The following is a 25,353-nucleotide window of genomic DNA, read 5'->3' as shown; positions in this document are numbered from 1 at the left end:
GATTCTGTTCTGTCTTACATTTCTGTAACGACAGAAATAAGAGAAAACCATGGAATTGAGTCCGACGACGCAAAAATATATTCTGCACTGGGGGGAGATGGGCACCCGCTGGGGCGTCAACCGCACCGTGGCACAGATCCACGCGCTGCTGTTCCTGGCGAATGCACCGCTGACGGCGGAAGACATCGCGGCCAGCCTGAACGTGGCCAGGTCCAACGTCAGCAACAGCCTGAAGGAATTGCAAAGCTGGGGCCTGGCGCGCATCACGCATGTGATGGGGGACCGGCGCGACCACTTCGTCGCCCTGCAGGATGTGTGGGAAATCTTCCGCGTCATCATGGAGGAGCGCAAGCGGCGCGAGATCGACCCCACCCTGACGGTGCTGCGCGAATGCGCGATCGAGGGCGAACAGGATGCGGCGATACCGCCAGAGACGCTGGCGCGCATGGGCGAAGTGCTGGCCTTCCTGGAAATGCTCAGTTCCACCTACAGCGACTATAAAAACCTGCCGCCGGCCACCCTGCAGCGCATGCTGTCGATGGGCGGCAAGGTGGCCAAGTTCCTCAGCCCGGAAGACAAGCCGGGCAAGCCGGGAAAAGCATGAACGGCCCCTCGGAAGGAGAGCTGTTCAAGAAGGTGATGGGAGAGCGATGGCTCACCCTGCACCCGGACATCCGCCGCCGCTTCGAGAAAAATCCCGCGCCCGGCCAGCCCCTGTACTACCGGGGCGAGCTCAGTGAACTCACCAGTTCGCGCCTGGGCAAGGTGCTGGGCTGGCTCACGCGCCCCTTCATCGACGGCGCCCTGATCCCGTATGACGATCACGACTTCCCCGTCGATATCGAAGTCTATTCGCGCCCCGGCTGCCCCTTCATCTTCAAGCAGCGCACCTACCGCCTGCACGGGCGCGCGCCGATCCGCTTCACGTCCTACATGGCTGAAAGCGCAAAGGGCGAAGTGCTCGAATACGTGGGCATGGGACTGGGCATGAAGCTGCTGCTCCACGTCGAGGATGGCAATCTGCACTTCACCAGCGACGGCTATTTTTGGGATCTTTTCGGCTGGCGCATGCCGCTGCCCGGCGTGCTCACGCCCGGCAAGACCTATCTGTGCCACCGCAACGACACGCCGCAGCAGTTCAACATCCGCATCGAGATCCGCCACGCGCTGTTCGGCACCACGTTTACCCAGGCCGGCGTGTTCCGCGAATCCGCCGCGCCGGAAATTCACAAGGAGACACCATGAATACGCATCTGCTGGCCCTGCAACTGATGGCGGCGCAAGGCTGCCTGGGCGCCTTCGACACCATCTACCACCATGAAATCACGGAAGCGCTGCCGCAAAAGGCGTCGGCGCGCCTGGAACTGACCATCCACGCCACGCGCGCGCTGATCTACAGCCTGCTGTTCGTGGGCCTGGCCGCCTGGGAGTGGCATGGCGCCTGGGCCTGGGTGCTGGTGATCGTGTTTGGCGTGGAAATCGTGCTGACCCTGTGGGATTTTGTTGTGGAAGATCAAACCCGCCTCTTGCCCGCCACGGAGCGGGTCACGCACACGGTGCTGGCGATCAATGCGGGCGCCTTCATCGCCCTGCTGGCCCTGAACAGCAGCGAATGGGCGACCTTGCCGACAGCCCTCGTATGGCAGCCGTATGGCTGGCTCAGCGTCTTCCTCGCCCTGTGCGGCGTGGGCGTGGGCCTGTCCGGTCTGCGCGACGCGTATGCCGTATGGCAGCTGGGCCGGCGCAAGGTGCAAGAGATTGCAGAGCAAGAGGAGCACCTGCGCTTTGCCGCCGCGCCGCAGTCCGTGCTGGTGACGGGCGCCACGGGTTTTATCGGCCAGCAGCTGGTCAGCGCCTTGCTGGCCGACGGCCATGCGGTGACGGTGCTGACGCGCCAGCCCAAGCAGGCCGCGTGGACCTTCGACGGCCAGGTGCGCTGCATCCGGTCGTTCGGCGAATTATCGGATGCGCAGCGCATCGACATGGTGGTCAACCTGGCCGGCGCGCGCATCGTCGGCCAGCGCTGGACGGACGCGCGCAAGGCGGCCCTGCGCCGCAGCCGCGTGGCGCTGACGCAGGACCTGGTGGCGTGGATCGCCCGCGCGCAGCACAAGCCGAGGGTGCTGCTGTCGGCGTCGGCCATCGGCTATTACGGCGTGCAGCCGCAGGGCGACGCCACGGAATTGACGGAGGAGAGCGCGCCGCAAGCCATCTTCATGTCGCAGCTGTGCCAGGAGTGGGAAGCGGCCGCGCGCCAGGCGGAGCGCTATGGCGTGCAGGTGGGCTGCATGCGCTTCGGCCTCGTCTTCGGCCACCAGGGTTCGCTGCCGCAGATGCTGCTGCCAGTCCGCTTCGGCGCGGGCGGCCCGCTGGGCAGCGGCAGGCAGTGGGTCACGTGGGTGCACGTGCGCGACGTCATCCGCGGCATCGCCCATGTGGCGCACCGCAGCGAAGAGGGTGCCGTGAATGGCGCGTATAACTTCTGCGCGCCGCAAGCCATTCAGCAGCGCCATTTCGCCCAGGTGGCGGGCAAAGTGCTGCACCGGCCTTCCTTCATGCCGACGCCGGCCTTCGTCATGCGCGCCTTGCTGGGCGAGCAGGCTGACTTGCTGGTGGAAGGCCAGAGGGTCGCCCCACGCCGCCTGCTGGAAGAGGGATTCAGCTTCCGCTATCCGCAGCTGGAAGGGGCGCTGCGCAGTTTATAAGTTGGCGTAAGATGGGGGCCTTGGAGGAACCGAACCATGCCCCGCTTCAGCCATACGATAGACAGCCATGTTTACCAGTTCGCCAGCCTGAAGGAGCTGCTGGCGAAAGCCTCGCCGCTGCGTTCGGGCGACGTGCTGGCCGGCGTGGCGGCATCGAGCGCGCGCGAGCGCGTGGCGGCGCAGCTGGCGCTGGCCGAGGTGCCATTATTGACATTTCTCAATGAGGCGCTGGTGCCGTATGAAGACGATGAAGTCACGCGCCTGATCGTCGATACCCACGCGCGCGCCGCGTTCGCGCCCATTTCCCACCTGTGCGTGGGCGATTTCCGCGACTGGCTGCTGGACGACGCGACGGATACGCCAACGCTGGTACGCGTCGCCGCCGGCATCACGCCGGAAATGGCAGCCGCCGTCTCAAAAATCATGCGCCTGCAGGACCTGGTGCTGGTGGCCCGCAAGTGCCGTGTCGTCACGGCTTTCCGCAATACCCTGGGCCTGGAAGGGCGTTTGTCCACGCGCTTGCAGCCGAATCATCCGACCGATGACGCCACGGGGATTGCCGCGTCGATGCTCGATGGCTTGATGCTGGGCAGCGGCGACGCCGTGATCGGCATCAATCCCGCCACCGACAATGTGGCGCAGGTGGTGTCGCTGCTGCACCTGCTCGACGCCGTCATAGCTCAATATCAGATTCCCACCCAGTCCTGCGTGCTGACGCACATCACCAACACGCTCGAAGCGATACGCCGCGGCGCGCCCGTCGACCTGGTGTTCCAGTCGGTGGCGGGCACGCAGGCAGCCAACCGCAGCTTCGGCATCGACTTGTCCCTGCTGGCCGAGGGCCGGGCGGCGGCCCTGTCGCTGGGGCGCGGCACGGTGGGCAGCAACGTCATGTATTTCGAGACGGGGCAGGGCAGCGCCCTGTCGGCCGGCGCCCACCACGGCATGGACCAGCAGACGTGCGAGGCGCGCGCGTATGCGGTGGCGCGCGCGTATCGGCCGCTGCTGGTCAATTCGGTGGTGGGCTTCATCGGCCCGGAATACCTGTACGACGGCAAGCAGATCATGCGCGCGGGGCTGGAAGACCATTTCTGCGCCAAGCTGCTGGGCCTGCCCATGGGCTGTGACGTGTGCTACACCAACCATGCGGAAGCGGACCAGGACGACATGGACGCCTTGCTGACCATGCTGGGCGTGGCCGGCTGCAATTTCATCATGGGCGTGCCGGGCGCGGACGACATCATGCTGGGCTACCAGAGCACCTCGTTCCACGACGCCCTGTATGCGCGCCGCGTGCTGGGCCTGCGTCCCGCACCGGAATTCGACGCCTGGCTGGCGCGCATGCGGATCACGGATGCGCAGGGGAACCTGAACACGGCGCTGGCGCCCGCCTTCCAGGCGGCCTTGCTGCGCCTGGATGCCTAGGGGGTAGGCATGGACGAAAACCATCTGTGGCAGGCGCTGCGCGCGCATACGGCGGCGCGCATCGCGCTGGGGCGCAGCGGCGTGAGCGTGCCGACCCGCGCGCAGCTGGCGTTCCAGCTGGCGCACGCGCAGGCGCGCGACGCCGTGCACCTGGAACTCGATGGCGCGGCCCTGGCAAGCGTCCTGGCCACGCAAGGGCAAGACTGCGTGCAGCTGCACAGCGCGGCCGCCACGCGCGCCGACTATCTGCAACGCCCCGACCTGGGACGCCGGCTCGACGATGTTTCACGGGCGCGGCTGGCCGGAGGTAGCAAGGGCGTGGACCTGGCGCTGGTGGCGGCCGATGGCCTGTCGGCGCTGGCGATACAACGCCACGCGGCGCCCTTCCTGGCCGCCTTGCGCGCACGGCTGGCGCCGGAAGCGTGGACGCTGTCGCCGCTGCACATCGTGGCGCAGGGGCGGGTGGCCATCGGCGACGAGGTGGGGGAATTGATCAAAGCGCGGGCCGTGCTGGTGCTGATCGGCGAGCGGCCGGGCCTCAGTTCCCCGGACAGCCTGGGCCTGTACCTGACGTGGGCGCCGAAAGCAGGCTTGCTGGACGAGCGCCGCAACTGCATCTCGAACGTGCGCCCGGAAGGCCTGGCATATGCGCCGGCCGCCTACCGGCTGCATTATTTGCTGTCGCAGGCATTTACCAGGCAGTTGTCGGGCGTGGAGCTGAAGGATGAAACGGTGGAAGAGGGCGCGGCCCTGGCGGGCGCGCGCAATTTCCTGCTGGCGTGATCAGACTTCGCGGATTTCGTCGAGCGGCCAGCGCGGGCGCACGTTGAACGAGTAATCGTGCTTGGCGGCCTGCGGGTTGATCTGCAGGCGCATGGCGCCGGCAAAGGCGATCATGGCGCCGTTATCGGTGCAGAATTCCAGCTCCGGGTAATACACCTTGAAACGCTTCTTGGCGGCCGCCGCGTTGAGCGAGGCGCGCAGCTGCGCGTTGGCGCCCACGCCGCCGGCGATCACCAGGCGTTTCAAGCCCGTGTGCTTGAGGGCCGCCACGCATTTGGCCGTCAGCACGTCGACGATGGCGTCGACGAAGCCGCGCGCGATGTTCGCCTTGTCCTGTTCGCAGATATTCGCGATGACTTTTTCTTCATGGTTCTTGACCACGGTCAGTACGGCCGTCTTCAAACCGGAGAAACTGAAATTGAAATCCTTCGAATGCAGCATGGGGCGCGGCAGTTTATACGCCAGCGGGTCGCCGAATTCGGCCAGGCGCGAGATGGCGGGGCCGCCCGGATAGCCTAGGCCCAGCAGCTTGGCCGACTTGTCGAACGCCTCGCCGGCCGCATCGTCGAGGGTTTCGCCCAGCATCGTGTATTGGCCCACGCCGTCGACGCGCATCAGCTGCGTGTGGCCGCCCGACACCAGCAGCGCGATGAAGGGGAATTCCGGCGGCTCGGACGCCAGCAGCGGCGACAGCAGATGGCCTTCCAGGTGGTGGATGCCCAGCACCGGCTTGTTGATAGCCAGGCCCAGGCTGCAGGCAACCGAGGAACCCACCAGCAGCGCGCCGGCGAGGCCCGGCCCTTGCGTGTAGGCGATGGCGTCGATTTCGGACAGACCGATGCCGGCCTTCGTCAGGGTTTCATCGAGCAGCGGGATGGCGCGGCGGATATGGTCGCGCGACGCCAGTTCCGGCACTACGCCGCCGTACTGCTCGTGCATGGCTACTTGCGAGTAGAGGGCGTGCGACAGCAGGCCGCGTTGCGTGTCGTACAAGGCCAGGCCGGTTTCGTCACAGGAGGATTCGACGCCAAGAACAATCATGAAGGTGCTAAAAAGGGAGGAGTAATCCGCCATTGTAAAGGAAAGCCGGGCAGTCCACCGTGCGGCCGGCGCACCATTTCGGCGGCAGTGTGCACTTGCGCAGTGCGGCGCGGGCCGGTTTTGCCCGCGATTCCGGCTGCTTTGCGCTTGTGCCGGCACTGGCACCGCTCTTGCTTAGTCAAGCGTGTGCCTTTCTCGAGGGAGCTAGCAATGCCGGAACAATGGAAAATGATTTGCCGCCTGAAGGACATGCCGCTGGCGGGCGCGCGCATGGTGCAGCGGGGCCTGGCCTGGCAGGATTTGCCCGGCGTGGCGCTGTTCCGCGCGGCGGACGACACGGTGTACGCGCTGCTCGACGCGGTGCCTTGCCTGGGCGGCCCGCTGGCGCATGGGGTGCTGATGGAGAAAAACCTGATGGGGCCGAAGAACGGCTGGATCATCGAGCTCGATTCTGGCCGCCTGGTGGCGCCCGTGCAGGGCATGGCGCGCATGTACGCCGTGCGCATCCTGGACGGGCGCATCTGCCTGGACTTCAATGAACTCAATATCCCGGCCAGCAAGGCGGAGCAGGCGCTGGCCGGTTCGTTCGCCGTGCTGCCGCATGTGCAGATGGCGTGATCAGGGAACGGGCGGTATGGGGTCAGACCCTCGATGCCGCTAACGTCAGGTTCAGCACCAACGCAAGCGGGGGGCTGACCCCGGCCGTTTATTTCGGACGATTGACGAGGTGCGCATGCGCGTCGCGCAGCATGGTGGCCGTCGTGTCCCAGTCGATGCAGCCGTCGGTGACGGAGCAGCCGTAGGTCAGTTGCGACAGGTCTTGCGGGATCTTCTGGTTGCCGCTGACGATGTTCGATTCGATCATCACGCCCACCAGCGAGCGGTTGCCCTGGCGGATCTGGTTGACCACGTCGCCCATCACCAGCGGCTGCAGTTCCGGTTTTTTATAGCTGTTCGCATGCGAGCAGTCGACCACCAGGTTGGCGGGCAGCTTGGCCTTGGCCAGCGCCTGTTCGGCGATGGCGATCGAGACCGAATCGTAGTTCGGGCGGCCGTCGCCGCCGCGCAGCACCACGTGGCCGTAGGCGTTGCCGCGCGTGCGCACGATGGCGACGTTGCCTTCGGCGTTAATGCCGAGGAAGGAGTGCGGGTGTGCCGACGACAGGATCGCGTTCACCGCGATGCTGATGTCGCCATCGGTGCCGTTCTTGAAGCCGACCGGTGTCGACAGGCCCGACGACATTTCGCGGTGCGTCTGCGATTCCGTCGTGCGCGCGCCGATGGCCGTCCAGGCGATCAGATCGCCCAGGTATTGCGGCGAAATCGGGTCCAGCGCTTCGGTGGCGGTGGGCAAGCCCAGTTCGCACACGTCGAGCAGGAACTGGCGCGCCTTCTCCATGCCTTCGTTGACCTTGAACGAATCGTCCATGTACGGGTCGTTGATATAGCCCTTCCAGCCCGTGGTGGTACGCGGTTTTTCGAAATACACGCGCATCACCAGCAGCATCGTGTCCTTGACTTCCTCTTGCAGCGCTTTCAGGCGGCGCGCGTAATCGAGGCCGGCGACCGGGTCGTGGATCGAGCAAGGGCCGACGACGACGAACAGGCGCTGGTCCTTGCGGTCGATGATGTTGCGCAGCGCTTCGCGGCCGCGGCTGACGGTGTCGAACGCGCTCTCCGACAGCGGCAGCCTGGCGTGCAGTTCGGCTGGCGTCGGCATGGGTGCGAAGGAGGTGACGTTGATATTTTCGATGTCTGGCGTATTCATGATTCTGGCTCGGCTTTCGCTATTGCGTTCTTTAAGAGGCAATAGTGTAGCGGAAATGCGGCCTGGCGGCGGGGATGGGGCCAAAACGGGAATGGATGAGTTGTTTTTATGGCAGGCCCGGCCCGCCGCCGCCGGCCAGGCTGGCGCCGCACGTGCTGTGATCGAGGATGGCGGCTTCGTACTGGCGTATCTGCGCGTCCATGCAGGCGATTTGCTGGCGCAGTAATTGATGCAGCGCAATCTGGCCAGCGTGGAGGTGGCCGTCCAGGCATGCCATCTCCTGCTTGCGCAGCTGCCGTACGGCGCGCAGGCGGCGCAGCCACAGGCGCAGCTCCACGTGGGCGGGCGAGGGCGGCGTCCAGGGGGCGGGGCGTGCCGCCGCGCAATACTGGGCCAGCACCACGGCGCCGCGCGCCGCGCCGTCGGGCAAGCCGCAGCCGCGCGCATAGGCTTCCAGCGGACCCGGCTCGGCATCGCAGAGCAGCATGCCCATCTCGGCCAGCGCGCGGGCTGGCGCCTCGCTGTACGGCATATCGAGGCGCAGACAGACGCGCAAGCCCATGACGGGCACGTCGTTCCGTTGCAGCCAGCTGCGCAGCCAGCGGTAGCCGGCCAGGTCGTTTTCAAGCACCTTGCACAGCACCTCGCCGCCCGAGAGCAGCACGGCTTTCAGCAGCAGCTTGCCCGTTTCGATGCCGACGAAGGCAGTTTCCTGTTTGATCGCGTGTGCCATGATGAGTTCCCCCTGTGCAGTCTTATACGCAGCGGCGGCGCGTTTGGATGCAGTCGCGCTGTACATTCCTCAAAGAAATATGTTGAAAAGACTGTTGCATCGGCGCCTATGGCGTCTTCCAGCCCCTCTGCACGGGGAAAAATCCGTGTAAGCTGGCGCCATGACGACTGTATCCATCCCCCATACCGATGTGGCCGGTGAGCCATTTCCCGCCGCGCGTTTCATCAAAGAAATAGGACGCGGCAAGAACGGCGCGCGCAGCATGACGCGCGACGACGCCCGCGCCTTGTACCGCGCCATGCTCGAGGGCCGCGTGTCGGACCTGGAACTGGGCGGCATTTTGTTGTCGATGCGCATCAAGGGCGAGTCCGTGGACGAGATCGCCGGCTTCCTCGACGCGGCCGAAGCGTCGTTCGTCCCGCTGGCCGCGCCGGCCGGCGAATTTGCCCCGATCATCATTCCCAGCTACAACGGCGCGCGCAAGATGGCGAATCTGACGGCCTTGCTGGCGCTGCTGCTGGCGCGCGCGGGCGCACCCGTGCTCGTGCATGGCGTGACCAGCGACCCGGGCCGCATCACGACGGCCGAAGTGCTGGCCGCGCTGGGCGTGCCCGCCTCGCTCGACCATGCACAAGCCGAGGCCGCCATGGCGCGCGGCGAAGCGGCCTTCCTGCCCATCGAGGCGCTGGCGCCGCGCCTGGCGCACATGCTGTCGCTGCGGCGCGTGCTGGGCGTGCGCAATTCCACGCATACCCTCGTGAAAATCATGCAGCCGTTCGCCGGGCCCGCCCTGCGCCTGGTGTCGTACACGCACCCGGAATACCTGGAAATGCTCGGTGAATATTTCCTGACCGCCTGTGATCCCGCGCGCGGCGACGCCTTCCTGATGCGCGGCACGGAGGGCGAAACGGTGGCCAACGCCAACAAGGCGCAGCAAATCGACTGGTTTCACGAAGGCGAACGCACGGTATTGGTGGAAAAGCAATTGCTGGTGGAAGAACTGCCGCACTTGCCGGCCGAGCGCGACGCGGCCACCACGGCGGCCTGGATCGCCGCCGTGCTGCGCGGCGAGATTCCTGTGCCGCCGTCGATCGCCGGACAGGTGGAGCAATGCCTGATGGCGTCGCGGCAGATTGCAGCACGGCCGCGCTAGCCGCGCCGCCGCAGTTTACAATGGCGTCTTTGTAATCAGCGGTGACCGGAATTCTTATGGCAAAACAATTTGATGTGGCAGTGATCGGCGCGGGCGCGGCCGGCATGATGTGTGCGGCTGTTGCCGCCCAGCAAGGCAAGCGCGTGGTGTTGATCGATCACGCGGCCAAGCTGGCCGAAAAGATCCGCATCTCGGGTGGTGGGCGTTGCAATTTCACTAATATCAACGCCACCCCGCAAAATTTCCTCTCGGAAAACCCGCATTTCTGCAAGAGCGCGCTGTCGCGCTACACGCCGCAGGATTTCCTCGCGCTGGTGAAAAAATACCGGATCGGCTACCACGAAAAGCACAAGGGCCAGCAATTCTGCAATGAATCGGCCGAGCAGATCATCGACATGCTCAAGGACGAGTGCGCCGCCGGCGGCGTGCACTGGCGCATGCCATGCAAGATCGACAATGTTGTCCAGCAAGCGGACGGCGGCTTCGTGCTGCAGACGGACAGCGGCGACATCGAGACGGCCAGCATCGTCATCGCCACGGGCGGCCTGTCGATCCCGAAGATCGGCGCCACCGACTTTGCCTACCGCATCGCCAAACAATTCGACCTGGCGATGGTCGAGCCGCGTCCGGCCCTGGTGCCGCTGACGTTCGACCCGGCCAGCTGGGCGCCGTTCGCGGAATTGTCCGGCATCGCGCTGGAAGTCGATGTGGAAACGGGCAGCCTGAAAGGCCGCAAGGCAACGGGCGCGCGTTTCCGCGAAGATTTGCTGTTCACGCATCGCGGCCTGTCGGGCCCGGCGATTTTGCAGATTTCCAGCTACTGGCTGCCGGGCGAGCCCATCGTCATCAACCTGCTGCCGGAAGTGGACGTGGCGCAGACCTTGATCGAAGGCAAGGGCACCCTGAAGAAGCAGCTGGGCAATATCGTCGCCCAATGGCTGCCGCAGCGCCTGGCCGACTGCCTGCTGGCCACGAACGGCCTGGCGCCGGACGCACGCATCGCCGACATGCCCGACGCGCAGCTGCGCAAGCTGGGCCAGGCCATCAATGCCTGGTCCATCGTGCCGAACGGTTCCGAAGGCTACCGCAAGGCGGAAGTGACGCGCGGCGGCATCGACACGCGCGAGCTGTCGCAGCAGACCATGATGGCCAATAAGGTGCCGGGCCTGTATTTCATCGGCGAATCGGTCGACGTGACGGGCTGGCTGGGCGGCTACAACTTCCAGTGGGCCTGGGCTTCCGGCGTGGCGGCAGGTATTGCCTTGCAGTAAGCAAGTCTGTAGGATGGGGTTCTGGCGCCCGGTGCGCCGCCCCCGGTGCGTGGTTTACGCCACATTCCGCCAGTGACTGCAGGCTGCATGCCGCACGCAAGTGGGGAGGGGCTTCCCTTTCGCAATAAAAGCTGCTACTATCTATCTCTTCCTATACACCACCTCAACGGTTTGAATTTTACATGACCACTATTCGCCTTAAAGAAAACGAGCCGTTCGAAGTCGCAATGCGTCGCTTCAAACGCACCATCGAAAAAACGGGTCTGCTGACCGAATTGCGCGCACGCGAATTCTACGAAAAGCCAACAGCTGAGCGCAAGCGCAAGCTGGCAGCTGCTGTCAAGCGTCATTACAAACGCATCCGCAGCCAACAACTGCCGAAAAAATTATTCTAAGACTGTTCAGTCAGAACCAACCCGGGTAGTTCGGCGCATTGTTCGCCACGGGTTTTGTTTTGATTCGCCTGGAGTGATACTTCAGATGAGTCGCATACCCGCTCCGGTTCGCCGCAGCGGGTTTTCGCTTTTGTGGCCCGTACTTGTTTCTGGCCGCGCACGAGCACCGTTCCCATACTGACCAACGAGGATTGCCATGAGCTTGAAAGAACAAATTACCGAAGACATGAAAAACGCCATGCGCGCCAAGGAAACGGGCAAGCTGGGCACGATTCGCCTGTTGCTGGCGGAAATCAAGCGCAAGGAAGTCGACGAGCGCATCGAATTGACGGATGCCCACGTGACGGCCATCGTGGAAAAGATGATCAAGCAGCGCAAGGATTCGATCACCCAGTTCGAAGCCGGTGGCCGTGCCGACCTGGCCGACATCGAAAAAGCCGAACTGGTGCATTTGATCGGCTATATGCCTGCCGGCCTGTCGGACGAGGAAGTGGCGGCCGAAGTGGCTGCCGCCGTGGCCGCCTCGGGCGCCGCCGGTCCGCAAGACATGGGCAAGGTCATGGCCATCGTCAAGCCGAAGCTGGCGGGTCGCGCCGACATGACGGTGGTGTCCGCGCTGGTCAAGAAAGCCTTGACGCCGGCAGCGTAAGCATACAATAGTAGCAAGGGCTGCCAGCCGTCGCGCTGGCAGCCTGTTAACAGCCCACACGTTGACCTGGCTCAACCTCAGGCCGCGTGCGGTAGTATAGTCTGACCTATAACAAGACCCGCCCTCGCCAGTGATACCTCAATCCTTCATTTCCGATTTGCTCAACCGCGTCGATATCGTCGATGTCGTGGGCCGCTATGTGCAGCTGAAAAAAGGCGGCGCCAATTTCATGGGCTTGTGCCCGTTCCACAGTGAAAAATCGCCCAGCTTTACCGTCAGTCCCACCAAGCAGTTCTACCACTGCTTCGGCTGCGGCGCGCATGGCACCTCGATCGGCTTTCTGATCGAGTACTCGGGCATGGGCTTTGTCGATGCCGTCAAGGACCTGGCGCAGAACGTGGGCATGGTCGTGCCGGAAGCGGACGACAAGATCCCGCCGGCCCAGCGCGCGCAGATCCAGGCGCAGAGCCTGGCCCTGTCCGACGCCATGACGCAGGCCTGCGATTATTACCGCGGGCAATTGCGCCACGCGCCGGAAGCCATCGCCTACCTCAAAAACCGGGGCTTGACGGGCGAAGTGGCCGCTCGCTTCGGTATGGGTTTTGCGCCCGGCGGCTGGGATAACCTGCGTTCCGTGTTCCCCGATTACGACGTGGTGGCCCTGGCCGAGGCCGGTCTCGTGATCGACAAGGTCGATGAAGAGGGCAACAACCGCAAGCGCTACGACCGTTTCCGCGAACGCATCATGTTTCCGATTCGCAATACCAAGGGTCAGGTCATCGCCTTTGGCGGCCGCGTGCTCGACCATGGCGAACCGAAATACCTGAACTCGCCGGAAACCCCCTTGTTTTCCAAGGGTTTCGAACTATATGGGCTGTTCGAGGCGCGCCAGGCCATCCGCGACGCCGGCTATGTGCTGGTGACGGAGGGTTACATGGACGTGGTGGCGCTGGCGCAGATGGGCTTCCCGCAGGCGGTGGCGACCCTGGGCACGGCGTGCACGCCCACCCACGTGCAAAAACTCCTGCGCCAGACCGATAACGTGATTTTCAGCTTCGACGGCGACAAGGCCGGCCGCCGCGCCGCGCGCCGCGCGCTGGAAGCGAGCCTGGCCCACGTATCGGACAATAAAACGATCAAATTCCTGTTCTTGCCGTCGGAACACGATCCGGACAGCTATATCCGCGAGTTCGGCGCCGAGGGCTTCGAGCAGCAAGTGCATGAAGCGATGCCGCTGTCGCAATTCCTGCTGAAAGAAGTGTCGGGCGAGCATGATCTGTCGGAACCGGAAGGGCGCGCCCGCGTGCAGTTCGACGCCAAACCGCTGCTGCAGCTGATGGCGCCGTCGTCCCTGCGCCTGCAGATCGTGCGGGGGCTGGCGCAGTTGACGCAGTCCACGCCGGCCGAGATCGAAGCCCTGTTCGAACTGGCGAAACCCGTTGCCGTGGCGCACCGCGCGCCGCCGAAATCGGGCCGTCCCGTGCCCGTGGGCCTGGAATTGAAGATCATGCGCATGCTGGTGGCGCATCCACCATTGACCTTGCGCATCGACGAAGCGGCGCTGACGGCCTTCCAGCACCTGGGGCCCGATGCGGCGCACAGCCTGGGGCAGCTGGTGGCCGTGGGCCAGGCGCTGGGCGAGCATGGCAGTTTCGCCGCCTTGGCGCAGCAGTTGAAGGAGCTGGGCAGCGAATACGACGAGATCATCGGCGAGATCGCGGCCGGCACGGAATCCGATTACGACAGCGAATTGTCGTGGCTGGTGAGCACCATCCGCGAGATCAAACTGAATGCCTTGAAGGCGGAATTGCAGCAATTGTTTGCGTCGGGTTTGCCATCGGAGAAAATTGGTGTACGCTACCGCGAAATCATGCAGGAGCAAGGCGAGCTGGAACGCGAGCGCGATGCCGAGTTGGTGAATCGCTAACCTTGCTCTGAGGGTATGTCGCGCACTGGAAAAACATTTTTCGCGTGCTATAATTAAATGCTAAGTATTGTGTGCTTTGGCAAGCTAGTTCTGTTTCGTAAATAGTATTTGTTTTCAGTAAGTTAGGCTCTTGATCGGCGCGGTGGATCGTGTCGGCAGCCAGGGCCAACTGGCGGTTTCGGCGTTGCGGGCAAGGCTCGCAGACGCTGGCAAGCCGCGCCAGGCTCTCGCTCCCAACGCGGTCGATGCAGGAATTTTTGCCGAGGCGGCTGGCAACAGCCGGTGGACAGGAATTGCTGCGCTTCCCGCGGATCGTGGCCGATGAGGTGTAAGTAACGTAACAGTGTCGAATTTGCGTAGTCGGCAGGTTCGAAGATGGTGGTTCCCGCAGGTAGACAGGGAACTGGCAGCAAACTTTATCCTAATCCACCGTAAAGCAAGTCGTTGTGTAATCGAAAGCGCCTGTGCCAATCAAGAAACCCGAATCCAAAGCGGCTGCAAAGCCCACTAAAGTTACCACGAAAGCCGAAAAGGCGCTCGACCGGCCAGAAGCGCGCGTGACCAGCGCGCCGCCTGTGGTCAGCCAGACCACCGACGCCGCCACCCTGGCGGCCATCGATACGTCCGGTTACGTTTTGCCGTCGGTAAAAGTGCCAGGCCGCCGCGGCCGCAAGCCCAAAGAATTCCAGCCAGAAAATGATGAAGTCGCCGCGCTGAACGCCGTCGAGCGGGCCGAACTGAAGGCCGTCGACAAGGCCAAGGCCAAGGACCGCAAGGCGAAAGAGCGCGCGCTGCTGAAGGATGCGTTCTCGTCCGATACGGAAGCGAGCGAGGAAGAACTCGAGCGCCGGCGCCAGAAACTCAAGACCCTGATCAAGTTCGGCAAGGAGCGCGGTTTCCTCACGTATGCGGAAATCAACGATCACTTGCCCGAAAACATCGTCGATCCGGAAGCCATCGAAGGCATCATCGGGACCTTCAATGACATGGGCATTGCCGTCTACGAGCACGCGCCCGATGCGGAAACGTTGTTGCTGTCCGATAACGTTGCCGTCGTTACCAGCGATGACGAGGCGGAAGCGGCGGCCGAGGCCGCCTTGTCGACCGTCGACTCCGATTTCGGCCGCACCACCGACCCCGTGCGCATGTATATGCGCGAAATGGGCTCGGTCGAGCTGCTGACGCGCGAAGGCGAGATCGAGATTGCCAAGCGCATCGAAGATGGCTTGAAAGACATGATCCAGGCCATTTCCGCCTGTCCCGTGACGATCGCCGAAATCATCGCCGCCGCCGACCGCATCGCCAACGAAGAGATCAAGATCGACGAAATCGTCGACGGCCTCGTCGATGAGAACGAACCGGTCGCGGCCGCTCCTGTCGTGGCCGCTCCCGTCGAAGAAGACGAGGAAGAGGGCGAAGCGGAAGAAGAGGAAGAAGAAGAGGAAGAAGAAGCGAGCGCTTCGGGCGCCGCCGGCTTCTCCGCCGAACAGCTGGAAACGCTGAAACGCACGGCATTGGAAAAATTTGCCGTCATTTCGCAGCAATTCGACAAGATGCGCCGTGCTTTCGAGAAAGAAGGCTACAACTCGAAACCGTACGCCAAGGCGCAGGAAGCCATTTCGCAAGAGTTGCTGGGCATCCGCTTCACGGCCAAGGTCGTGGAAAAGCTGTGCGACACCCTGCGCGGCCAGGTCGACGAAGTGCGCCATATCGAGAAGCAGATCCTCGACGTGGCCGTGAACCGCTGCGGCATGCCGCGCGCCCACTTCATCAAGGTCTTTCCGGGCAATGAAACCAACCTCGACTGGGTCGATGGCGAAGTCAACGCAGGACACGCGTACAGCGCCATCCTGGGCCGCAACATTCCGACCGTCAAGGAACTGCAGCAGCGCCTGATCGACCTGCAGGCGCGTGTCGTACTGCCGCTGCCGGACTTGCGCAATATCAACCGTCAGATGGCGGCCGGTGAAATGAAGGCGCGCAAGGCCAAGCGCGAAATGACGGAGGCCAACTTGCGCCTGGTCATTTCGATCGCCAAGAAATACACGAACCGGGGCCTGCAATTCCTCGATTTGATCCAGGAAGGCAATATCGGCCTGATGAAGGCCGTCGACAAGTTCGAGTACCGCCGCGGCTACAAGTTCTCGACGTATGCGACCTGGTGGATCCGCCAGGCGATTACCCGCTCGATCGCCGACCAGGCGCGCACGATCCGCATTCCCGTGCACATGATCGAGACGATCAACAAGATGAACCGGATTTCCCGCCAGATCCTGCAGGAAACAGGCGCGGAGCCCGATCCGGCCACCCTGGCGATCAAGATGGAGATGCCCGAGGACAAGATCCGCAAGATCATGAAAATCGCCAAGGAACCGATCTCGATGGAAACGCCGATCGGCGACGACGACGATTCGCACCTGGGCGACTTCATCGAGGACAACAACACCCTGGCCCCGGCCGACGCAGCGTTGCACGCGTCCATGCGGGGCGTGGTCAAGGACGTGCTCGATTCCCTGACGCCACGCGAAGCGAAAGTGCTGCGCATGCGTTTCGGCATCGAGATGTCCACCGACCACACCTTGGAAGAAGTGGGCAAGCAATTTGACGTGACGCGCGAGCGCATCCGCCAGATCGAAGCCAAGGCGCTGCGCAAGCTGCGCCACCCATCGCGCTCCGACAAGCTGAAAAGCTTCTTGGAAGGCAACTAGAAGCCAATAGGGCTTGACGTACGCCCCTGATACCCCTATCCTCGCGTGTCCGTTTCCAAAACGGCCGCGCGAGGCGGGCTCAACAGCGCCGCCAAGCCGCAGTCCCCGGGCCTCTAGCTCATGCTTGGTTAGAGCAGCGGACTCATAATCCGTTGGTGCCGTGTTCGACTCACGGGAGGCCCACCAGAATTTAGCAGTAGAGAATTAGCCCCGACGGGTGACTGTCGGGGCTTTTTTTATGCGCGAGACAATCGTCGCAAGGTTTGGCCGTTTGGATGGGCTGGTTCTGGCTTTGTCACTAATTTCATCTTATAGCGGTATGGAGTGCATAGGAGGTGCTGTGCACTTTGCCTGCCGTTCGACCTTGTATTTGCAATTAAGTACGCTACAGGTCATTATCGTTGTTCAATGCGGCTATGGTTGGGCTTGTGTATGAATGGCGGACCTGACCCTGTTACCTGTTACCTTGCAAATTGACTTGTCTCGTGCAATGGGGTGGGGCCATCCAGACCAGTCAAAGAGTCGTAGGGCAATCCCAATTCCCTTTAATGAGGACGCTATGCGCGTTTTGACTCTGCGAGTTGGTCGCCATCCTCAATATGTTTTCGTATTGAAGGGGGAATCAATTGTTAAAGTCAATACAGCTGCCTGGAAAAAGCTTTAAAGCGAGCGGGAATTGAAGATTTTAGGTGGCATGATTTGCTACATACTTGGGCAGGTTGGCATGTGCAAAATGGGATACCATTGAAGGTGTTGCAGGAGCTCGGCGGATGGGAATGTCCACAAAGGTGTGACGATATGCGTATTTCTCTGCTGGGCATCTAGCTGTTTACGTGGCAAAATTACCATCTTTAATTGCTCAAGAGGTTGGAAATGTTGCCTGATGTTGCAATTGGCGCTGTATGCGCCGCTATGATAAGCGCGTTGATGGTGTTCTTAAGCACGGTCTTCTCTAAAGAGCAGAAAACCTCTGAATTCCGGCAATCATGGATTAATGAATTTCGACAAGAAATGGCTGAGTTCATGGCTTCCATACGTCAAAGTGTTTCCGTTACGGCGAATTTGAGAGAGGAAGAATATGAGGAAAGGAAAAAATACTATTTCGATAATTTGGCAGTTTTGCAACGGAGTGAACATTTGCGGATAGCACTCTTGCTGAGGCTAAATCCTATTGAACATAAAATTTTGGTGGGCTACATTGCGAATTATATTGATGATATGTTAGAAGATTTCTCGAGCAAGCCGAGAGGCTCTGATCGTGGGGACGCATTGACTGCGCGTTTGCTCGAAGAAACTCAGCGAGTACTGCGTTATGAGTGGAAACGTGTGAAGCGCGGTGAATCTATTTTTAAATGGACGAAATGGATGTCGTTGGGAGCACTTATTGTATCAACGTTATTGGGGATATGGTGGACTGTCGGGCAATTCGATGACGCCATTTTTCTTTTGTGTAACGTGAAAACAGGTTTTTAGCAGCATATGTTCTCAGATCTAAATAAAGGTATATTTTTTAAATATAATTCTAATAAATAATATAAAAATGGATATTTCTTCTATTCTTGATAATAAACTAATTATTGCTCTTGGTTCGGGTATGGTTGGCGCTTTAGCTGCTCGGATACTGTCTCTAATGAAGGGGCGTGTACAAGAGTTGCAATATACGGTAAAGCACGAGAGTGTCGCTATATCAGCTGATGATGCAATTTTTGGTAGCGTAAAAGCAAGTTGGCAAGGTAATGAATTAAAAAACCTTTATAATACAAAGTTGGTTTTATTCAATGATACGGCGAGAGATTTTAAAGATGTTGTAGTTAAGATTTATTCTGGCGACACGGTTCTGTTGTCAGAGCGTTGCGTAATTGATGGTACTACATATATTCCTGAGTACACAGAGGAATACAAGAAGAAAGTGCCTATTCCTCCTACTGAACCCTTTAGCGAGGAACAATTGAAGATTTATCGGCATGGGCGAGAATATAAAATTATTGCTTTGAACCGTGAGCAAAGTGCAACATTTACTTATTTGACAACTGTGCCTGTAGGGAATGGTGGGCCAGGTGTATGGGCGGATATTCAGCAAGAAGGGGTAAGAGCAGTTCATAAGGAAATTGTGCCTGAGGTTCATGGCGTGCCACTAAAGCGGGCATTGCCAGTTGGTCTAGTGGCATGTTTCGTTATCTTAGGTTTGGTTTCTGGCCTCAATTTTCCAATATGGCTAGCTGCAGGAATTACCCTTTTGGTAGGGTTGATGGCGCAGAGTTTGGGCGCGTGGTTGTGCAAGGTTGCAGCAGCAATTAAGCGGTTTTTCTCACACTAACAGCGTTATATTTAATGCAGTAAAAGACTATAATTTATTTTTCTTTTTGGCAATTTCTGATGATGTCCTTGATAGGGCATCTGTCTCATAATCCATTGGTGCCGTGTTCGATTCACGGGAGGCCCACCAGAATTGAGCAATAATAGAACAAGCCCCGACAGGTAACTGCCGGGGCTTTTTTCGTGCTGTCGTACAATCGCGGCTTGGTGCTTTGATGAGGGATGAAACGAGATGACGGCTGACGTGAAAATTGACGATATTGTGGTGGGTGAGGGCAAGGCGGCGGCGCGCGGCGCTCTGATTACGGCGCATTACCGGGGCTGGCTGGAAGACGGCACGGAGTTTGACTCGTCGCACAAGCGGGGCGAGCCGTTTCGCTGTGTGTTGAGCAATAACAAGGTGATCCAGGGCTGGATTCTGGGTTTGCACGGCATGCAGGTGGGTGGCAAGCGCAAGCTGTGGGTGCCGGCGGAGTTGGCGTATGGCGAGCGGCAGGTGGGTTTGATTCCACCGAACTCCAATTTGACCTTCGAGATTGAATTGCTGGAAGTGCTGACGCGCGATTGATCGCTTGACGCGCAATCAGGCGGGCAGGGCACTTGCGTTGACTCCGGTTTGTTGCGTGAGCAGTTGTTCGATGTCGGCACGCAGCGCCTGCTGGGTGGGGAAGTTGGCATAGCGCAAGGTCACGTAACCGGCCAGCCTAAGCATGGCGTCGCGCTCCTCGTCCTGGCGTTCGCGGCCGGCGTGGCTGCGGTCGTCGAGTTCGATCACGGCGATGACGTGCAGTTGCTGGCTGCACAGCACAAAATCGGCCACCTTGCGGTCGAAACGGTTTCTGTTTGCCCATCCCTGCGCCGTCACCAGCGCGGAAAACGCCACTTGTGCCAGCACCGTGCATTCCGGCAAGGCCGTTTGCAGCAGGTGGTACATCTGCTGTTCGCGTGTCGTCATGACGGGTTTTCTTTGCAGACGCAGCGGCCTGCGCGATTTGGCAGCCTGGCGCGTGGCCAGCATGGCAAGGAACAGGATCACTGCCGCGATGGCGAGCAGGACGGTGTAGGAAGGCATGGGCTGGCACCAGAATGGACGAGTCCTGATGGTACGCGAACAGCGGCGTGTTTTCGTGCCCCTGCCAGCGTATTTCAGGTGGTGCGCTTGTGGAAGATCAAGCCTGTTTCAAGTTGACCTGCATCATGTCCAGCGCCGGCACGATGTCGTGCAGGCTGGCCACTTCACAGGTGGGAATGGCGGCCGAGGTATTGGCCATGCCGTCCGGGTTGAACCAGCAGCTGGCGATGCCGTAGCGGTTGGCGCCCAGGATGTCGGCGTCCAGGCGGTCGCCGATGATGATCGTTGTTTCCTTGCTGAATGCGCGGGCCATGTTGGCCGCGTAGTCGAAGAAGCGCACGTCCGGCTTGGCGTGGCCGCACGCTTCGGAGGTGGCGACGAAGGAAATGTAGTCGCTCAGGCCGGAGGCGGCGATGCGGCGGTTCTGGATGGACTCGACGCCGTTGGTGATGATGCCCACTTCGCCGATGCGCGACAGGGTTTCGCATACTTGCTTGGCGCCATCGATGAGCACGACCGTGTCCGGCAGCGATTCCAGATACAGACGGCTGGCCAGTTCCGGGTCGATGGCGATGCCGTTCAGCGCAAACGTCTTGCGGAAGCGCTCGACCTTCAGGAAATCCTTGCTCACCTCACCTGTTTCGAAACGTTTCCACAGGTCGACGTTGATCGCCTGGTACTGGGAAAACAGCGCGTCGATGCCGTTGCGCAAACCCAGTTCGTGCATGGTGTGCAGGAACGAGCGTTTTTCGGACGCCCGGAAATCGAGCAGGGTATCGTCGAGGTCAAACAGGAATAATTTGTATTTCATGGCATGTTGTTGAAAGGAACTTGTCTTGCATCGTAGCACGTAGCGCCGAGTTCGGTTGGCCATGCCCTGCGCGGGCGATCCGCTACAATCGCTGCCGGACCCGTCACTTTCACTTCATTCCTGCCATGACCCAGCTCTCCGTCAACGTCAATAAAATCGCCCTGCTGCGCAATTCGCGCGGCCGCAATTTCCCGGACCTGCTCGCGTTTTCCGCGCGCTTTCTCGACCTGGGCGCGGCAGGCATCACCTTGCACCCGCGCCCGGACCAGCGCCATGCGCGCTACGATGATGTTGCCGCTTTGCAGCGCCTGTGCGCGGAGCGGGGGCGCGAGCTGAACGTGGAGGGCTATCCGGCGGCGGACTTTCTGGAAGTGGTGAAAAGCGCGCGCCCGGCGCAATGCACCCTGGTGCCCGACATGCCGGGCCAGCTGACGTCCGATCACGGCTGGGACATCGAACGGCACGCGGCGCTGTTGCGCCCCGTCATTGGGGAATTGAACGACCTGGGCATCCGCGTCAGCCTGTTCGTCGATGCCGACTACCCGGCGCTGGAATGGGCGCGTGAGGTGGGCGCGGCGCGGGTCGAGCTGTACACGGAACGGTTTGCCGAGAGTTATGGCGGCGGGCAGGCCGAGGCCGTGTTTGACACGTATCTGCAGGCGGCGCGGCGGGCACAGGCGCTGGGCTTGGGCGTGAATGCCGGGCACGACCTCGATTTGCACAACCTGGCGCGCTTCCTGGACATTCCCGGCATCCTGGAAGTGTCGATCGGCCACGCGCTGGTGGTCGAGTGTATCGAGCAGGGCATAGACAAGGTGCTGGGCCGCTACCTTGAGATATGTCAATCGTAGGGCTGCCGCACATCGAACGCGCTTGCCGCTTGCTGACCTTGCTTACCAGTCATTTCTGAATGGATTTTTGCATGTTTGACGCGACTGCGGGGAGTGGCTTGAGGAGTGGTATTGAGCGCACTATTGCACTGAAAACTGACTATTTTCGTTTGCTGTGTAATGGCTGCAACGCACTGTTTTACGCCTGGCAAAGCCATGCGCAGGTAGCGTTCGGTACCCGCATACAGGCAGTCCACCTGAAACAGATACTCGGGCGCATCAAAATTGATGTCCCAGCGTTGATGCAAGGTACCGTTGCGTGTCCATTCCTTGTCCGGGGCCAGGATAGGCAAGGCTTCGCCAGCTGCTGGCGGCTGATCCGCCGGATAGGACAGCACGCGTACGCCATCGAGTTTGCTGGCCGGCAGGTTCCAGCTTGAGGGAGGCGCTTGCGGGCAAGAAACGGACGCAATGGGGGCTGCGGCAGCTGGCCGCATCGCCGCGGCAGCGATGACCAATGTCGCCAGTGCGAGCGGCTTCATTCCACTACCGAATAGAGTTCGGGACGATTCGATGCCCCGGCCGCCGAACGGCCGAAGTAGATCACGCGGGCGCTGGGCTTGTGGTGACGCCACTGGTCGAAAATTTCTATGCCTCCAGGCACCTGGCGGATGAACAGCGCCGCATGATTGCCCTGCCGCAGATTCTGATAGCGGCCGTTGACGAAGGTGGCAATCACTGTGCCTTTCGCGATACCGCTTTTTGTAAGGCATAGCGTTTCTCTCTGTGGTTGATGATAGAGAGAGCGTATGCAAGGCGTGGGTTAGCATCTTGATGGGGGCCAGAGCAATACAGAACATTGACATGTGTCATGGCCCCGCCTGGTGCACGGACAACCTTACATATCCACCCACCAGTTGAGCAAGGTTTCATCATCGTCGTCATCGAGGTTGACGTAGATATTGGCGAAGTACCATTCCACGCCCGTTGCTTCTCGGAAGGCGTCGAAGGGGCCGTTGACGTTGTAGATGCCGTGGTGTCCCGGCACGCTGAAGGTGAGGTTGCCCTTGTACTGGCCGTCCAGGGTTCCGCCCAGCTGGCTTTGCACGTCACGCTCGAGCAGGTCCACTGCCTCTTGCGACACGTCGTCGGCATCGTAGATATGGATGCAGAAGTTGCCGCCGCGCTTTAAGACTTCGGCGGGGGCGAGCGGGTTGGCGATGTTGACGATGTCGCCGCGTGCCAGGTTCAGGGTCAGGCCGGGCGAGGCCAGCAGTTCGTAGACGTGCTCGTCGATCTGGCGCGCCGGCAGGGTTTCATATACGGGACCGCTGGTGTTTTCGCCTGCCAATACGCGGATGTGCGGCAAGCCTTCGCAATTGATGTCTTCCATTTATTCTTTCATAGTGCCGGCGCCATGTGCTGCCAGGCGCGCCAGGTAGAGGGTTGTGGCAATATTGTACCGGGTACGTATCTGCTGGCAGGGTGCGCAACGGTGCAAACGAGGAGAAGCGATGGAAAATGCGGTGCAAACAGGCGGCTGTCTATGTGGCGCGGTGCGCTTTGAAGTAAGCGGCGAGGGTAGCAATGCGCACAGCTGCTCCTGCCGCAATTGCCAGCAGCATACGGGCGCGCCGACGGTGGCGTGGGTGGAGTTTGCGCGCGATCAAGTGCGCTGGACGGGCACGGCTGGCGCTCCGGCCACCTACCGCTCTTCCGATTATTCCAGCCGGGCCTTTTGCGCCGCGTGCGGCAGTTCCATCGGCGCCATCGACGACGCGCCGACGGTGGCCTTGCTGGTGGGCAGTTTTGATGATCCTACCCAGGCGGCCTTTGCGCCAGAATATCACTCGTTTGACGATGTCAGGCCGGGCTGGTGGCATTTTGATCCGGCCGCCATGGCGCCTGTCGCAGGCAGTTAGCCGGGCGCGTCAGACTGGCGGCGTGGCCAGGAAGGCAGGCAGGGTTTCCGCCGAGCGCGTGTAGGCGTGCACGGCAGGATAGTCGGCCGGCTTGACGATATCGGGCGTTTCCAGCTGGGCGAAGCTCCAGCCGACGGCAATGGTCACGCCCGCCTCGTCGATACGGCCCGTCTCGCCAGGCAGGGGCAGGTGCGCGCATTCCTGTTCCAGCGCGTTCCAGGCGGCATGCAGTTGCATGCTGACTCGCTCCAGCCACGGCGCGTGTTGCTTGTCGAGCGGACGCAGCTTGCGTTCGTAGACGATTTGCACGGCTTTTTCATAGGCGGCCAAGGCCAGGCCCGTCAGGCGCAGCGCCCGCACGCTGTCGGCGAGGGGAGGGGTGGACGTGTCCGGGCGCAGCAGCGATAGATATTGCAGGATCAAGGTAGAGTCCATCAGCACTTGCCCGTCGTCCAGGACCAGGGTCGGCACCTTGATGACGGGGTTGATCTCGCGCACGGCATCCATGTTGCGGAACACGGACAGCGACAGGTGCTCGTAGCTAATGCCCTGCAGTTGCAAACAAATGGCGACCCTGCGCACATAGGGCGAGTCGAGCATACCGATCAGTTTCATGGCCAGTCTCCGGGGTAGTCGGGGAATGCTTACGATACCCGCTTGCCTGGCCGTTTGCCAGCGCCGTTTAATTGTGCGCGCTGATGCCGCTGCGGAATTGTTCGAAACCGGCGCGCGCTGCCTTGTAGCAATTGCCGGCGGCCGCTTCCAGGCCTTCGCGGTCGAGCACTTCGACCGTGCCGCGGCGGTACTGGATCAAGCCTTCGTCCTGCAGCTTGCGGGCCGTGACGGTGACGCTTTCGCGGCGCACGCCCAGCATGTTGGCCATGGTGTCTTGCGTGACCTTCAGCTCGTTCGACAGGGAACGGTCGAGGCGGTCCAGCAGCCAGCGGCACAGTTTTTGTTCGATGCTGCAATGGCGACCGCCCACCACGTTTTGCGCCATCTGCGCAAACATGGCGCTGGTGTAGCGCATCAGCAATTGCGCCAGCGCGCCGCCTTCATTGAAGACTTCCCGCAGGAAGGCCGTTTTCAGGCGGTAGCCGTAGCCGGCCGTCTGCACGATGGCGGTGCAGGTGGCGCGCTCGGCTTCGTACAGCACCACGCCGGCCACGCCTTCGCGGCCGATGACGGCGATCTCGGTGGTGGCGCCGTCTTCCATCACATATAACAGGGAAACGATGGCGTTGGTGGGGAAGTACGTGTAGTCAATCTTGCCGCCACAATCGAACAGGTGCTTGCCGGCAGGCAAAGCGACCAATTCCAGTTGGCAAAACAGGCGCTCCAGATCGGTGCGCGACAAGGCGCGCAGCAATTCGTTCTGTTGCGCGCCGGTGATGCTGATCATGGGCGTGGCGGGAGCGGCTTGCCAGTTATGCTGGGCAGCGGCGTGGTTATTCGTTGCTGGGGTCAGGTTGCTATAAGCTTTGTACATGGTAGGGCCTCGTCTTCTGATTTTGTTGGATGGCGCTGCTTTTCTGGCTTGCTAGCGTTGTGCTGAATCTTGTATCCACTATAGAACCAGGGGGCGGCGGCGGGCATCGGATGAGCCGACGCGCTTATGTAGGCTAGGAACATTGCCTCTTGTCATCCGACTCCTACGCCTGCCGCTTAATTTTTCCGTGTGGAAACAACAGTGCCTGGACAAAAAAATGCTGCACCTTGCCCGCGACATCTGAACTTTGGCCGCGTGCCGCGATCAAAGCAGTCTGCGCGGCATGACGATGGTGATAAAATGTTGCATTGCGGAAATTTTGCCGGCGTGTCGGAATGAGCCGTCTCATGGCCTG

General features: G+C 61.1%; 29 protein-coding genes and 1 tRNA gene. 19 read left to right on the top strand and 11 right to left on the bottom strand.

The window, feature by feature from the left end:
- Window positions 1-49: 49 nt before the first annotated feature.
- From IGS61_RS12840 to eutC, 5 genes are read left to right on the top strand one after another with little or no spacing between them, the layout of a single operon-like run.
- Entirely contained in the window at window positions 50-604 is a 555-nt protein-coding gene (locus IGS61_RS12840) for a GbsR/MarR family transcriptional regulator (RefSeq protein WP_230539927.1), read from the top strand.
- Window positions 601-1,245, top strand: coding sequence for a DUF4166 domain-containing protein (locus IGS61_RS12835; RefSeq protein ID WP_230539926.1), 645 nt, complete (start codon window positions 601-603; stop codon window positions 1,243-1,245). Before IGS61_RS12840 ends, IGS61_RS12835 begins: the two co-directional genes overlap by 4 nt.
- A complete protein-coding gene (locus tag IGS61_RS12830) occupies window positions 1,242-2,705 on the top strand; it encodes a TIGR01777 family oxidoreductase (RefSeq protein WP_230539925.1) in 1,464 nt (487 codons plus the stop codon). Before IGS61_RS12835 ends, IGS61_RS12830 begins: the two co-directional genes overlap by 4 nt.
- A 36-nt stretch (window positions 2,706-2,741) precedes the next feature.
- Complete coding sequence (locus IGS61_RS12825) at window positions 2,742-4,130, top strand: ethanolamine ammonia-lyase subunit EutB (protein ID WP_230539924.1); 1,389 nt, start codon at window positions 2,742-2,744, stop codon at window positions 4,128-4,130.
- A gap of 9 nt (window positions 4,131-4,139) precedes the next feature.
- The gene (gene eutC / locus IGS61_RS12820) at window positions 4,140-4,913 is read left to right on the top strand and encodes an ethanolamine ammonia-lyase subunit EutC (RefSeq protein ID WP_230539923.1); all 774 of its coding nucleotides are present in this window, start codon (window positions 4,140-4,142) and stop codon (window positions 4,911-4,913) included.
- Here eutC and tsaD read toward each other — a convergent pair whose 3' ends face one another.
- Entirely contained in the window at window positions 4,914-5,954 is a 1,041-nt protein-coding gene (tsaD, locus tag IGS61_RS12815; protein WP_230539922.1) for a tRNA (adenosine(37)-N6)-threonylcarbamoyltransferase complex transferase subunit TsaD, read from the bottom strand.
- A gap of 210 nt (window positions 5,955-6,164) precedes the next feature.
- Here tsaD and IGS61_RS12810 point away from each other — a divergent pair, with 210 nt between their 5' ends.
- Window positions 6,165-6,572 (top strand): nitrite reductase (NAD(P)H) small subunit, encoded by a 408-nt coding sequence (locus IGS61_RS12810; RefSeq protein ID WP_230539921.1) that lies wholly within the window; start codon window positions 6,165-6,167, stop codon window positions 6,570-6,572.
- Between the two features lie 88 nt (window positions 6,573-6,660).
- On the opposite strand, the gene IGS61_RS12805 is transcribed toward IGS61_RS12810, so the two are convergent.
- Window positions 6,661-7,722 (bottom strand): 3-deoxy-7-phosphoheptulonate synthase, encoded by a 1,062-nt coding sequence (locus tag IGS61_RS12805; RefSeq protein WP_230539920.1) that lies wholly within the window; start codon window positions 7,720-7,722, stop codon window positions 6,661-6,663.
- A 106-nt stretch (window positions 7,723-7,828) separates the two neighbouring features.
- Window positions 7,829-8,455 (bottom strand): hypothetical protein, encoded by a 627-nt coding sequence (locus tag IGS61_RS12800; protein ID WP_230539919.1) that lies wholly within the window; start codon window positions 8,453-8,455, stop codon window positions 7,829-7,831.
- Window positions 8,456-8,615: 160 nt separating this feature from the next.
- On the opposite strand from IGS61_RS12800, the gene ybiB reads away from it, so the two are divergent.
- The 11 genes from ybiB to IGS61_RS12750 all read left to right on the top strand — a co-directional run bounded on the left by ybiB (window position 8,616) and on the right by IGS61_RS12750 (window position 19,442).
- Window positions 8,616-9,608, top strand: coding sequence for a DNA-binding protein YbiB (ybiB, locus tag IGS61_RS12795; RefSeq protein WP_230539918.1), 993 nt, complete (start codon window positions 8,616-8,618; stop codon window positions 9,606-9,608).
- A gap of 56 nt (window positions 9,609-9,664) precedes the next feature.
- Window positions 9,665-10,879 (top strand): NAD(P)/FAD-dependent oxidoreductase, encoded by a 1,215-nt coding sequence (locus IGS61_RS12790; RefSeq protein WP_230539917.1) that lies wholly within the window; start codon window positions 9,665-9,667, stop codon window positions 10,877-10,879.
- Window positions 10,880-11,061: 182 nt separating this feature from the next.
- A complete protein-coding gene (rpsU, locus tag IGS61_RS12785) occupies window positions 11,062-11,274 on the top strand; it encodes a 30S ribosomal protein S21 (RefSeq protein ID WP_008451879.1) in 213 nt (70 codons plus the stop codon).
- Between the two features lie 196 nt (window positions 11,275-11,470).
- Window positions 11,471-11,923, top strand: a complete 453-nt coding sequence (locus IGS61_RS12780) for a GatB/YqeY domain-containing protein (protein WP_070223119.1) — start codon at window positions 11,471-11,473, stop codon at window positions 11,921-11,923.
- Between the two features lie 130 nt (window positions 11,924-12,053).
- The gene (gene dnaG, locus IGS61_RS12775; RefSeq protein ID WP_070287782.1) at window positions 12,054-13,850 is read left to right on the top strand and encodes a DNA primase; all 1,797 of its coding nucleotides are present in this window, start codon (window positions 12,054-12,056) and stop codon (window positions 13,848-13,850) included.
- A 464-nt stretch (window positions 13,851-14,314) separates the two neighbouring features.
- Entirely contained in the window at window positions 14,315-16,558 is a 2,244-nt protein-coding gene (gene rpoD / locus IGS61_RS12770) for an RNA polymerase sigma factor RpoD (protein ID WP_076567827.1), read from the top strand.
- A gap of 107 nt (window positions 16,559-16,665) precedes the next feature.
- A tRNA-Ile gene (locus IGS61_RS12765) sits at window positions 16,666-16,744 on the top strand.
- 462 nt (window positions 16,745-17,206) lie between these two features.
- The gene (locus IGS61_RS28005) at window positions 17,207-17,383 is read left to right on the top strand and encodes a tyrosine-type recombinase/integrase (RefSeq protein ID WP_442908063.1); all 177 of its coding nucleotides are present in this window, start codon (window positions 17,207-17,209) and stop codon (window positions 17,381-17,383) included.
- 48 nt (window positions 17,384-17,431) lie between these two features.
- The gene (locus IGS61_RS12760) at window positions 17,432-18,031 is read left to right on the top strand and encodes a hypothetical protein (protein WP_230539916.1); all 600 of its coding nucleotides are present in this window, start codon (window positions 17,432-17,434) and stop codon (window positions 18,029-18,031) included.
- Between the two features lie 67 nt (window positions 18,032-18,098).
- Window positions 18,099-18,875 carry a hypothetical protein gene (locus tag IGS61_RS12755; RefSeq protein WP_230539915.1) on the top strand — a complete coding sequence of 259 codons (777 nt, stop codon included), beginning with the start codon at window positions 18,099-18,101 and terminating at the stop codon, window positions 18,873-18,875.
- Between the two features lie 231 nt (window positions 18,876-19,106).
- Window positions 19,107-19,442, top strand: coding sequence for an FKBP-type peptidyl-prolyl cis-trans isomerase (locus IGS61_RS12750; protein ID WP_230539914.1), 336 nt, complete (start codon window positions 19,107-19,109; stop codon window positions 19,440-19,442).
- Window positions 19,443-19,457: 15 nt separating this feature from the next.
- On the opposite strand, the gene IGS61_RS12745 is transcribed toward IGS61_RS12750, so the two are convergent.
- Together IGS61_RS12745 and IGS61_RS12740 are read right to left on the bottom strand one after the other, a co-directional pair.
- On the bottom strand, window positions 19,458-19,946 hold the full coding sequence (locus IGS61_RS12745; RefSeq protein ID WP_230539913.1) for a DUF2726 domain-containing protein: 489 nt from the start codon (window positions 19,944-19,946) through the stop codon (window positions 19,458-19,460).
- A gap of 97 nt (window positions 19,947-20,043) precedes the next feature.
- Complete coding sequence (locus IGS61_RS12740; protein WP_230539912.1) at window positions 20,044-20,757, bottom strand: YjjG family noncanonical pyrimidine nucleotidase; 714 nt, start codon at window positions 20,755-20,757, stop codon at window positions 20,044-20,046.
- A gap of 125 nt (window positions 20,758-20,882) precedes the next feature.
- Here IGS61_RS12740 and IGS61_RS12735 point away from each other — a divergent pair, with 125 nt between their 5' ends.
- Window positions 20,883-21,608, top strand: coding sequence for a pyridoxine 5'-phosphate synthase (locus IGS61_RS12735; RefSeq protein WP_230539911.1), 726 nt, complete (start codon window positions 20,883-20,885; stop codon window positions 21,606-21,608).
- Here the strand turns inward: IGS61_RS12735 and IGS61_RS12730 are convergent.
- From IGS61_RS12730 to IGS61_RS12720, 3 genes are all read right to left on the bottom strand, one after another.
- Window positions 21,599-22,129 carry an STY0301 family protein gene (locus IGS61_RS12730; protein ID WP_230539910.1) on the bottom strand — a complete coding sequence of 177 codons (531 nt, stop codon included), beginning with the start codon at window positions 22,127-22,129 and terminating at the stop codon, window positions 21,599-21,601. The genes IGS61_RS12735 and IGS61_RS12730 overlap by 10 nt on opposite strands.
- Window positions 22,126-22,341, bottom strand: coding sequence for a BPSL0067 family protein (locus IGS61_RS12725; RefSeq protein ID WP_329958055.1), 216 nt, complete (start codon window positions 22,339-22,341; stop codon window positions 22,126-22,128). Before IGS61_RS12725 ends, IGS61_RS12730 begins: the two co-directional genes overlap by 4 nt.
- A gap of 144 nt (window positions 22,342-22,485) precedes the next feature.
- Complete coding sequence (locus IGS61_RS12720) at window positions 22,486-22,980, bottom strand: DUF4265 domain-containing protein (RefSeq protein ID WP_230539908.1); 495 nt, start codon at window positions 22,978-22,980, stop codon at window positions 22,486-22,488.
- A 121-nt stretch (window positions 22,981-23,101) separates the two neighbouring features.
- Here IGS61_RS12720 and IGS61_RS12715 point away from each other — a divergent pair, with 121 nt between their 5' ends.
- On the top strand, window positions 23,102-23,509 hold the full coding sequence (locus IGS61_RS12715) for a GFA family protein (RefSeq protein WP_268993861.1): 408 nt from the start codon (window positions 23,102-23,104) through the stop codon (window positions 23,507-23,509).
- A gap of 9 nt (window positions 23,510-23,518) precedes the next feature.
- Here IGS61_RS12715 and IGS61_RS12710 read toward each other — a convergent pair whose 3' ends face one another.
- The 3 genes from IGS61_RS12710 to IGS61_RS12700 form a co-directional block, all read right to left on the bottom strand.
- Complete coding sequence (locus IGS61_RS12710) at window positions 23,519-24,124, bottom strand: glutathione S-transferase (RefSeq protein ID WP_230539906.1); 606 nt, start codon at window positions 24,122-24,124, stop codon at window positions 23,519-23,521.
- Window positions 24,125-24,191: 67 nt separating this feature from the next.
- Window positions 24,192-24,911, bottom strand: coding sequence for a Crp/Fnr family transcriptional regulator (locus tag IGS61_RS12705; RefSeq protein WP_230539986.1), 720 nt, complete (start codon window positions 24,909-24,911; stop codon window positions 24,192-24,194).
- A gap of 250 nt (window positions 24,912-25,161) precedes the next feature.
- Complete coding sequence (locus IGS61_RS12700; protein ID WP_230539905.1) at window positions 25,162-25,347, bottom strand: hypothetical protein; 186 nt, start codon at window positions 25,345-25,347, stop codon at window positions 25,162-25,164.
- Between the last annotated feature and the right edge of the window lie 6 nt (window positions 25,348-25,353).

The organism is Janthinobacterium sp. FW305-129 (assembly GCF_020858115.1).
Lineage (GTDB): Bacteria > Pseudomonadota > Gammaproteobacteria > Burkholderiales > Burkholderiaceae_D > Janthinobacterium.
Note: the sequence above shows the minus strand (reverse complement) of the source record. Positions and strands in the feature narration are given on the sequence as shown.

Excerpts from the sequence above, each read along its gene's own strand:
- IGS61_RS12840 (WP_230539927.1), top strand. The coding sequence starts at position 50 with ATGGAATTGAGTCCGACGACGCAAAAATATATTCTGCACTGGGGGGAG.
- IGS61_RS12835 (WP_230539926.1), top strand. The coding sequence starts at position 601 with ATGAACGGCCCCTCGGAAGGAGAGCTGTTCAAGAAGGTGATGGGAGAG.
- IGS61_RS12830 (WP_230539925.1), top strand. The coding sequence starts at position 1,242 with ATGAATACGCATCTGCTGGCCCTGCAACTGATGGCGGCGCAAGGCTGC.
- IGS61_RS12825 (WP_230539924.1), top strand. The coding sequence starts at position 2,742 with ATGCCCCGCTTCAGCCATACGATAGACAGCCATGTTTACCAGTTCGCC.
- eutC (WP_230539923.1), top strand. The coding sequence starts at position 4,140 with ATGGACGAAAACCATCTGTGGCAGGCGCTGCGCGCGCATACGGCGGCG.
- tsaD (WP_230539922.1), bottom strand. The coding sequence starts at position 5,954 with ATGATTGTTCTTGGCGTCGAATCCTCCTGTGACGAAACCGGCCTGGCC.
- IGS61_RS12810 (WP_230539921.1), top strand. The coding sequence starts at position 6,165 with ATGCCGGAACAATGGAAAATGATTTGCCGCCTGAAGGACATGCCGCTG.
- IGS61_RS12805 (WP_230539920.1), bottom strand. The coding sequence starts at position 7,722 with ATGAATACGCCAGACATCGAAAATATCAACGTCACCTCCTTCGCACCC.
- IGS61_RS12800 (WP_230539919.1), bottom strand. The coding sequence starts at position 8,455 with ATGGCACACGCGATCAAACAGGAAACTGCCTTCGTCGGCATCGAAACG.
- ybiB (WP_230539918.1), top strand. The coding sequence starts at position 8,616 with ATGACGACTGTATCCATCCCCCATACCGATGTGGCCGGTGAGCCATTT.
- IGS61_RS12790 (WP_230539917.1), top strand. The coding sequence starts at position 9,665 with ATGGCAAAACAATTTGATGTGGCAGTGATCGGCGCGGGCGCGGCCGGC.
- rpsU (WP_008451879.1), top strand. The coding sequence starts at position 11,062 with ATGACCACTATTCGCCTTAAAGAAAACGAGCCGTTCGAAGTCGCAATG.
- IGS61_RS12780 (WP_070223119.1), top strand. The coding sequence starts at position 11,471 with ATGAGCTTGAAAGAACAAATTACCGAAGACATGAAAAACGCCATGCGC.
- IGS61_RS12760 (WP_230539916.1), top strand. The coding sequence starts at position 17,432 with ATGTTGCCTGATGTTGCAATTGGCGCTGTATGCGCCGCTATGATAAGC.
- IGS61_RS12755 (WP_230539915.1), top strand. The coding sequence starts at position 18,099 with ATGGATATTTCTTCTATTCTTGATAATAAACTAATTATTGCTCTTGGT.
- IGS61_RS12750 (WP_230539914.1), top strand. The coding sequence starts at position 19,107 with ATGACGGCTGACGTGAAAATTGACGATATTGTGGTGGGTGAGGGCAAG.
- IGS61_RS12745 (WP_230539913.1), bottom strand. The coding sequence starts at position 19,946 with ATGCCTTCCTACACCGTCCTGCTCGCCATCGCGGCAGTGATCCTGTTC.
- IGS61_RS12740 (WP_230539912.1), bottom strand. The coding sequence starts at position 20,757 with ATGAAATACAAATTATTCCTGTTTGACCTCGACGATACCCTGCTCGAT.
- IGS61_RS12735 (WP_230539911.1), top strand. The coding sequence starts at position 20,883 with ATGACCCAGCTCTCCGTCAACGTCAATAAAATCGCCCTGCTGCGCAAT.
- IGS61_RS12730 (WP_230539910.1), bottom strand. The coding sequence starts at position 22,129 with ATGAAGCCGCTCGCACTGGCGACATTGGTCATCGCTGCCGCGGCGATG.
- IGS61_RS12720 (WP_230539908.1), bottom strand. The coding sequence starts at position 22,980 with ATGGAAGACATCAATTGCGAAGGCTTGCCGCACATCCGCGTATTGGCA.
- IGS61_RS12715 (WP_268993861.1), top strand. The coding sequence starts at position 23,102 with ATGGAAAATGCGGTGCAAACAGGCGGCTGTCTATGTGGCGCGGTGCGC.
- IGS61_RS12710 (WP_230539906.1), bottom strand. The coding sequence starts at position 24,124 with ATGAAACTGATCGGTATGCTCGACTCGCCCTATGTGCGCAGGGTCGCC.
- IGS61_RS12705 (WP_230539986.1), bottom strand. The coding sequence starts at position 24,911 with ATGATCAGCATCACCGGCGCGCAACAGAACGAATTGCTGCGCGCCTTG.
- IGS61_RS12700 (WP_230539905.1), bottom strand. The coding sequence starts at position 25,347 with ATGAGACGGCTCATTCCGACACGCCGGCAAAATTTCCGCAATGCAACA.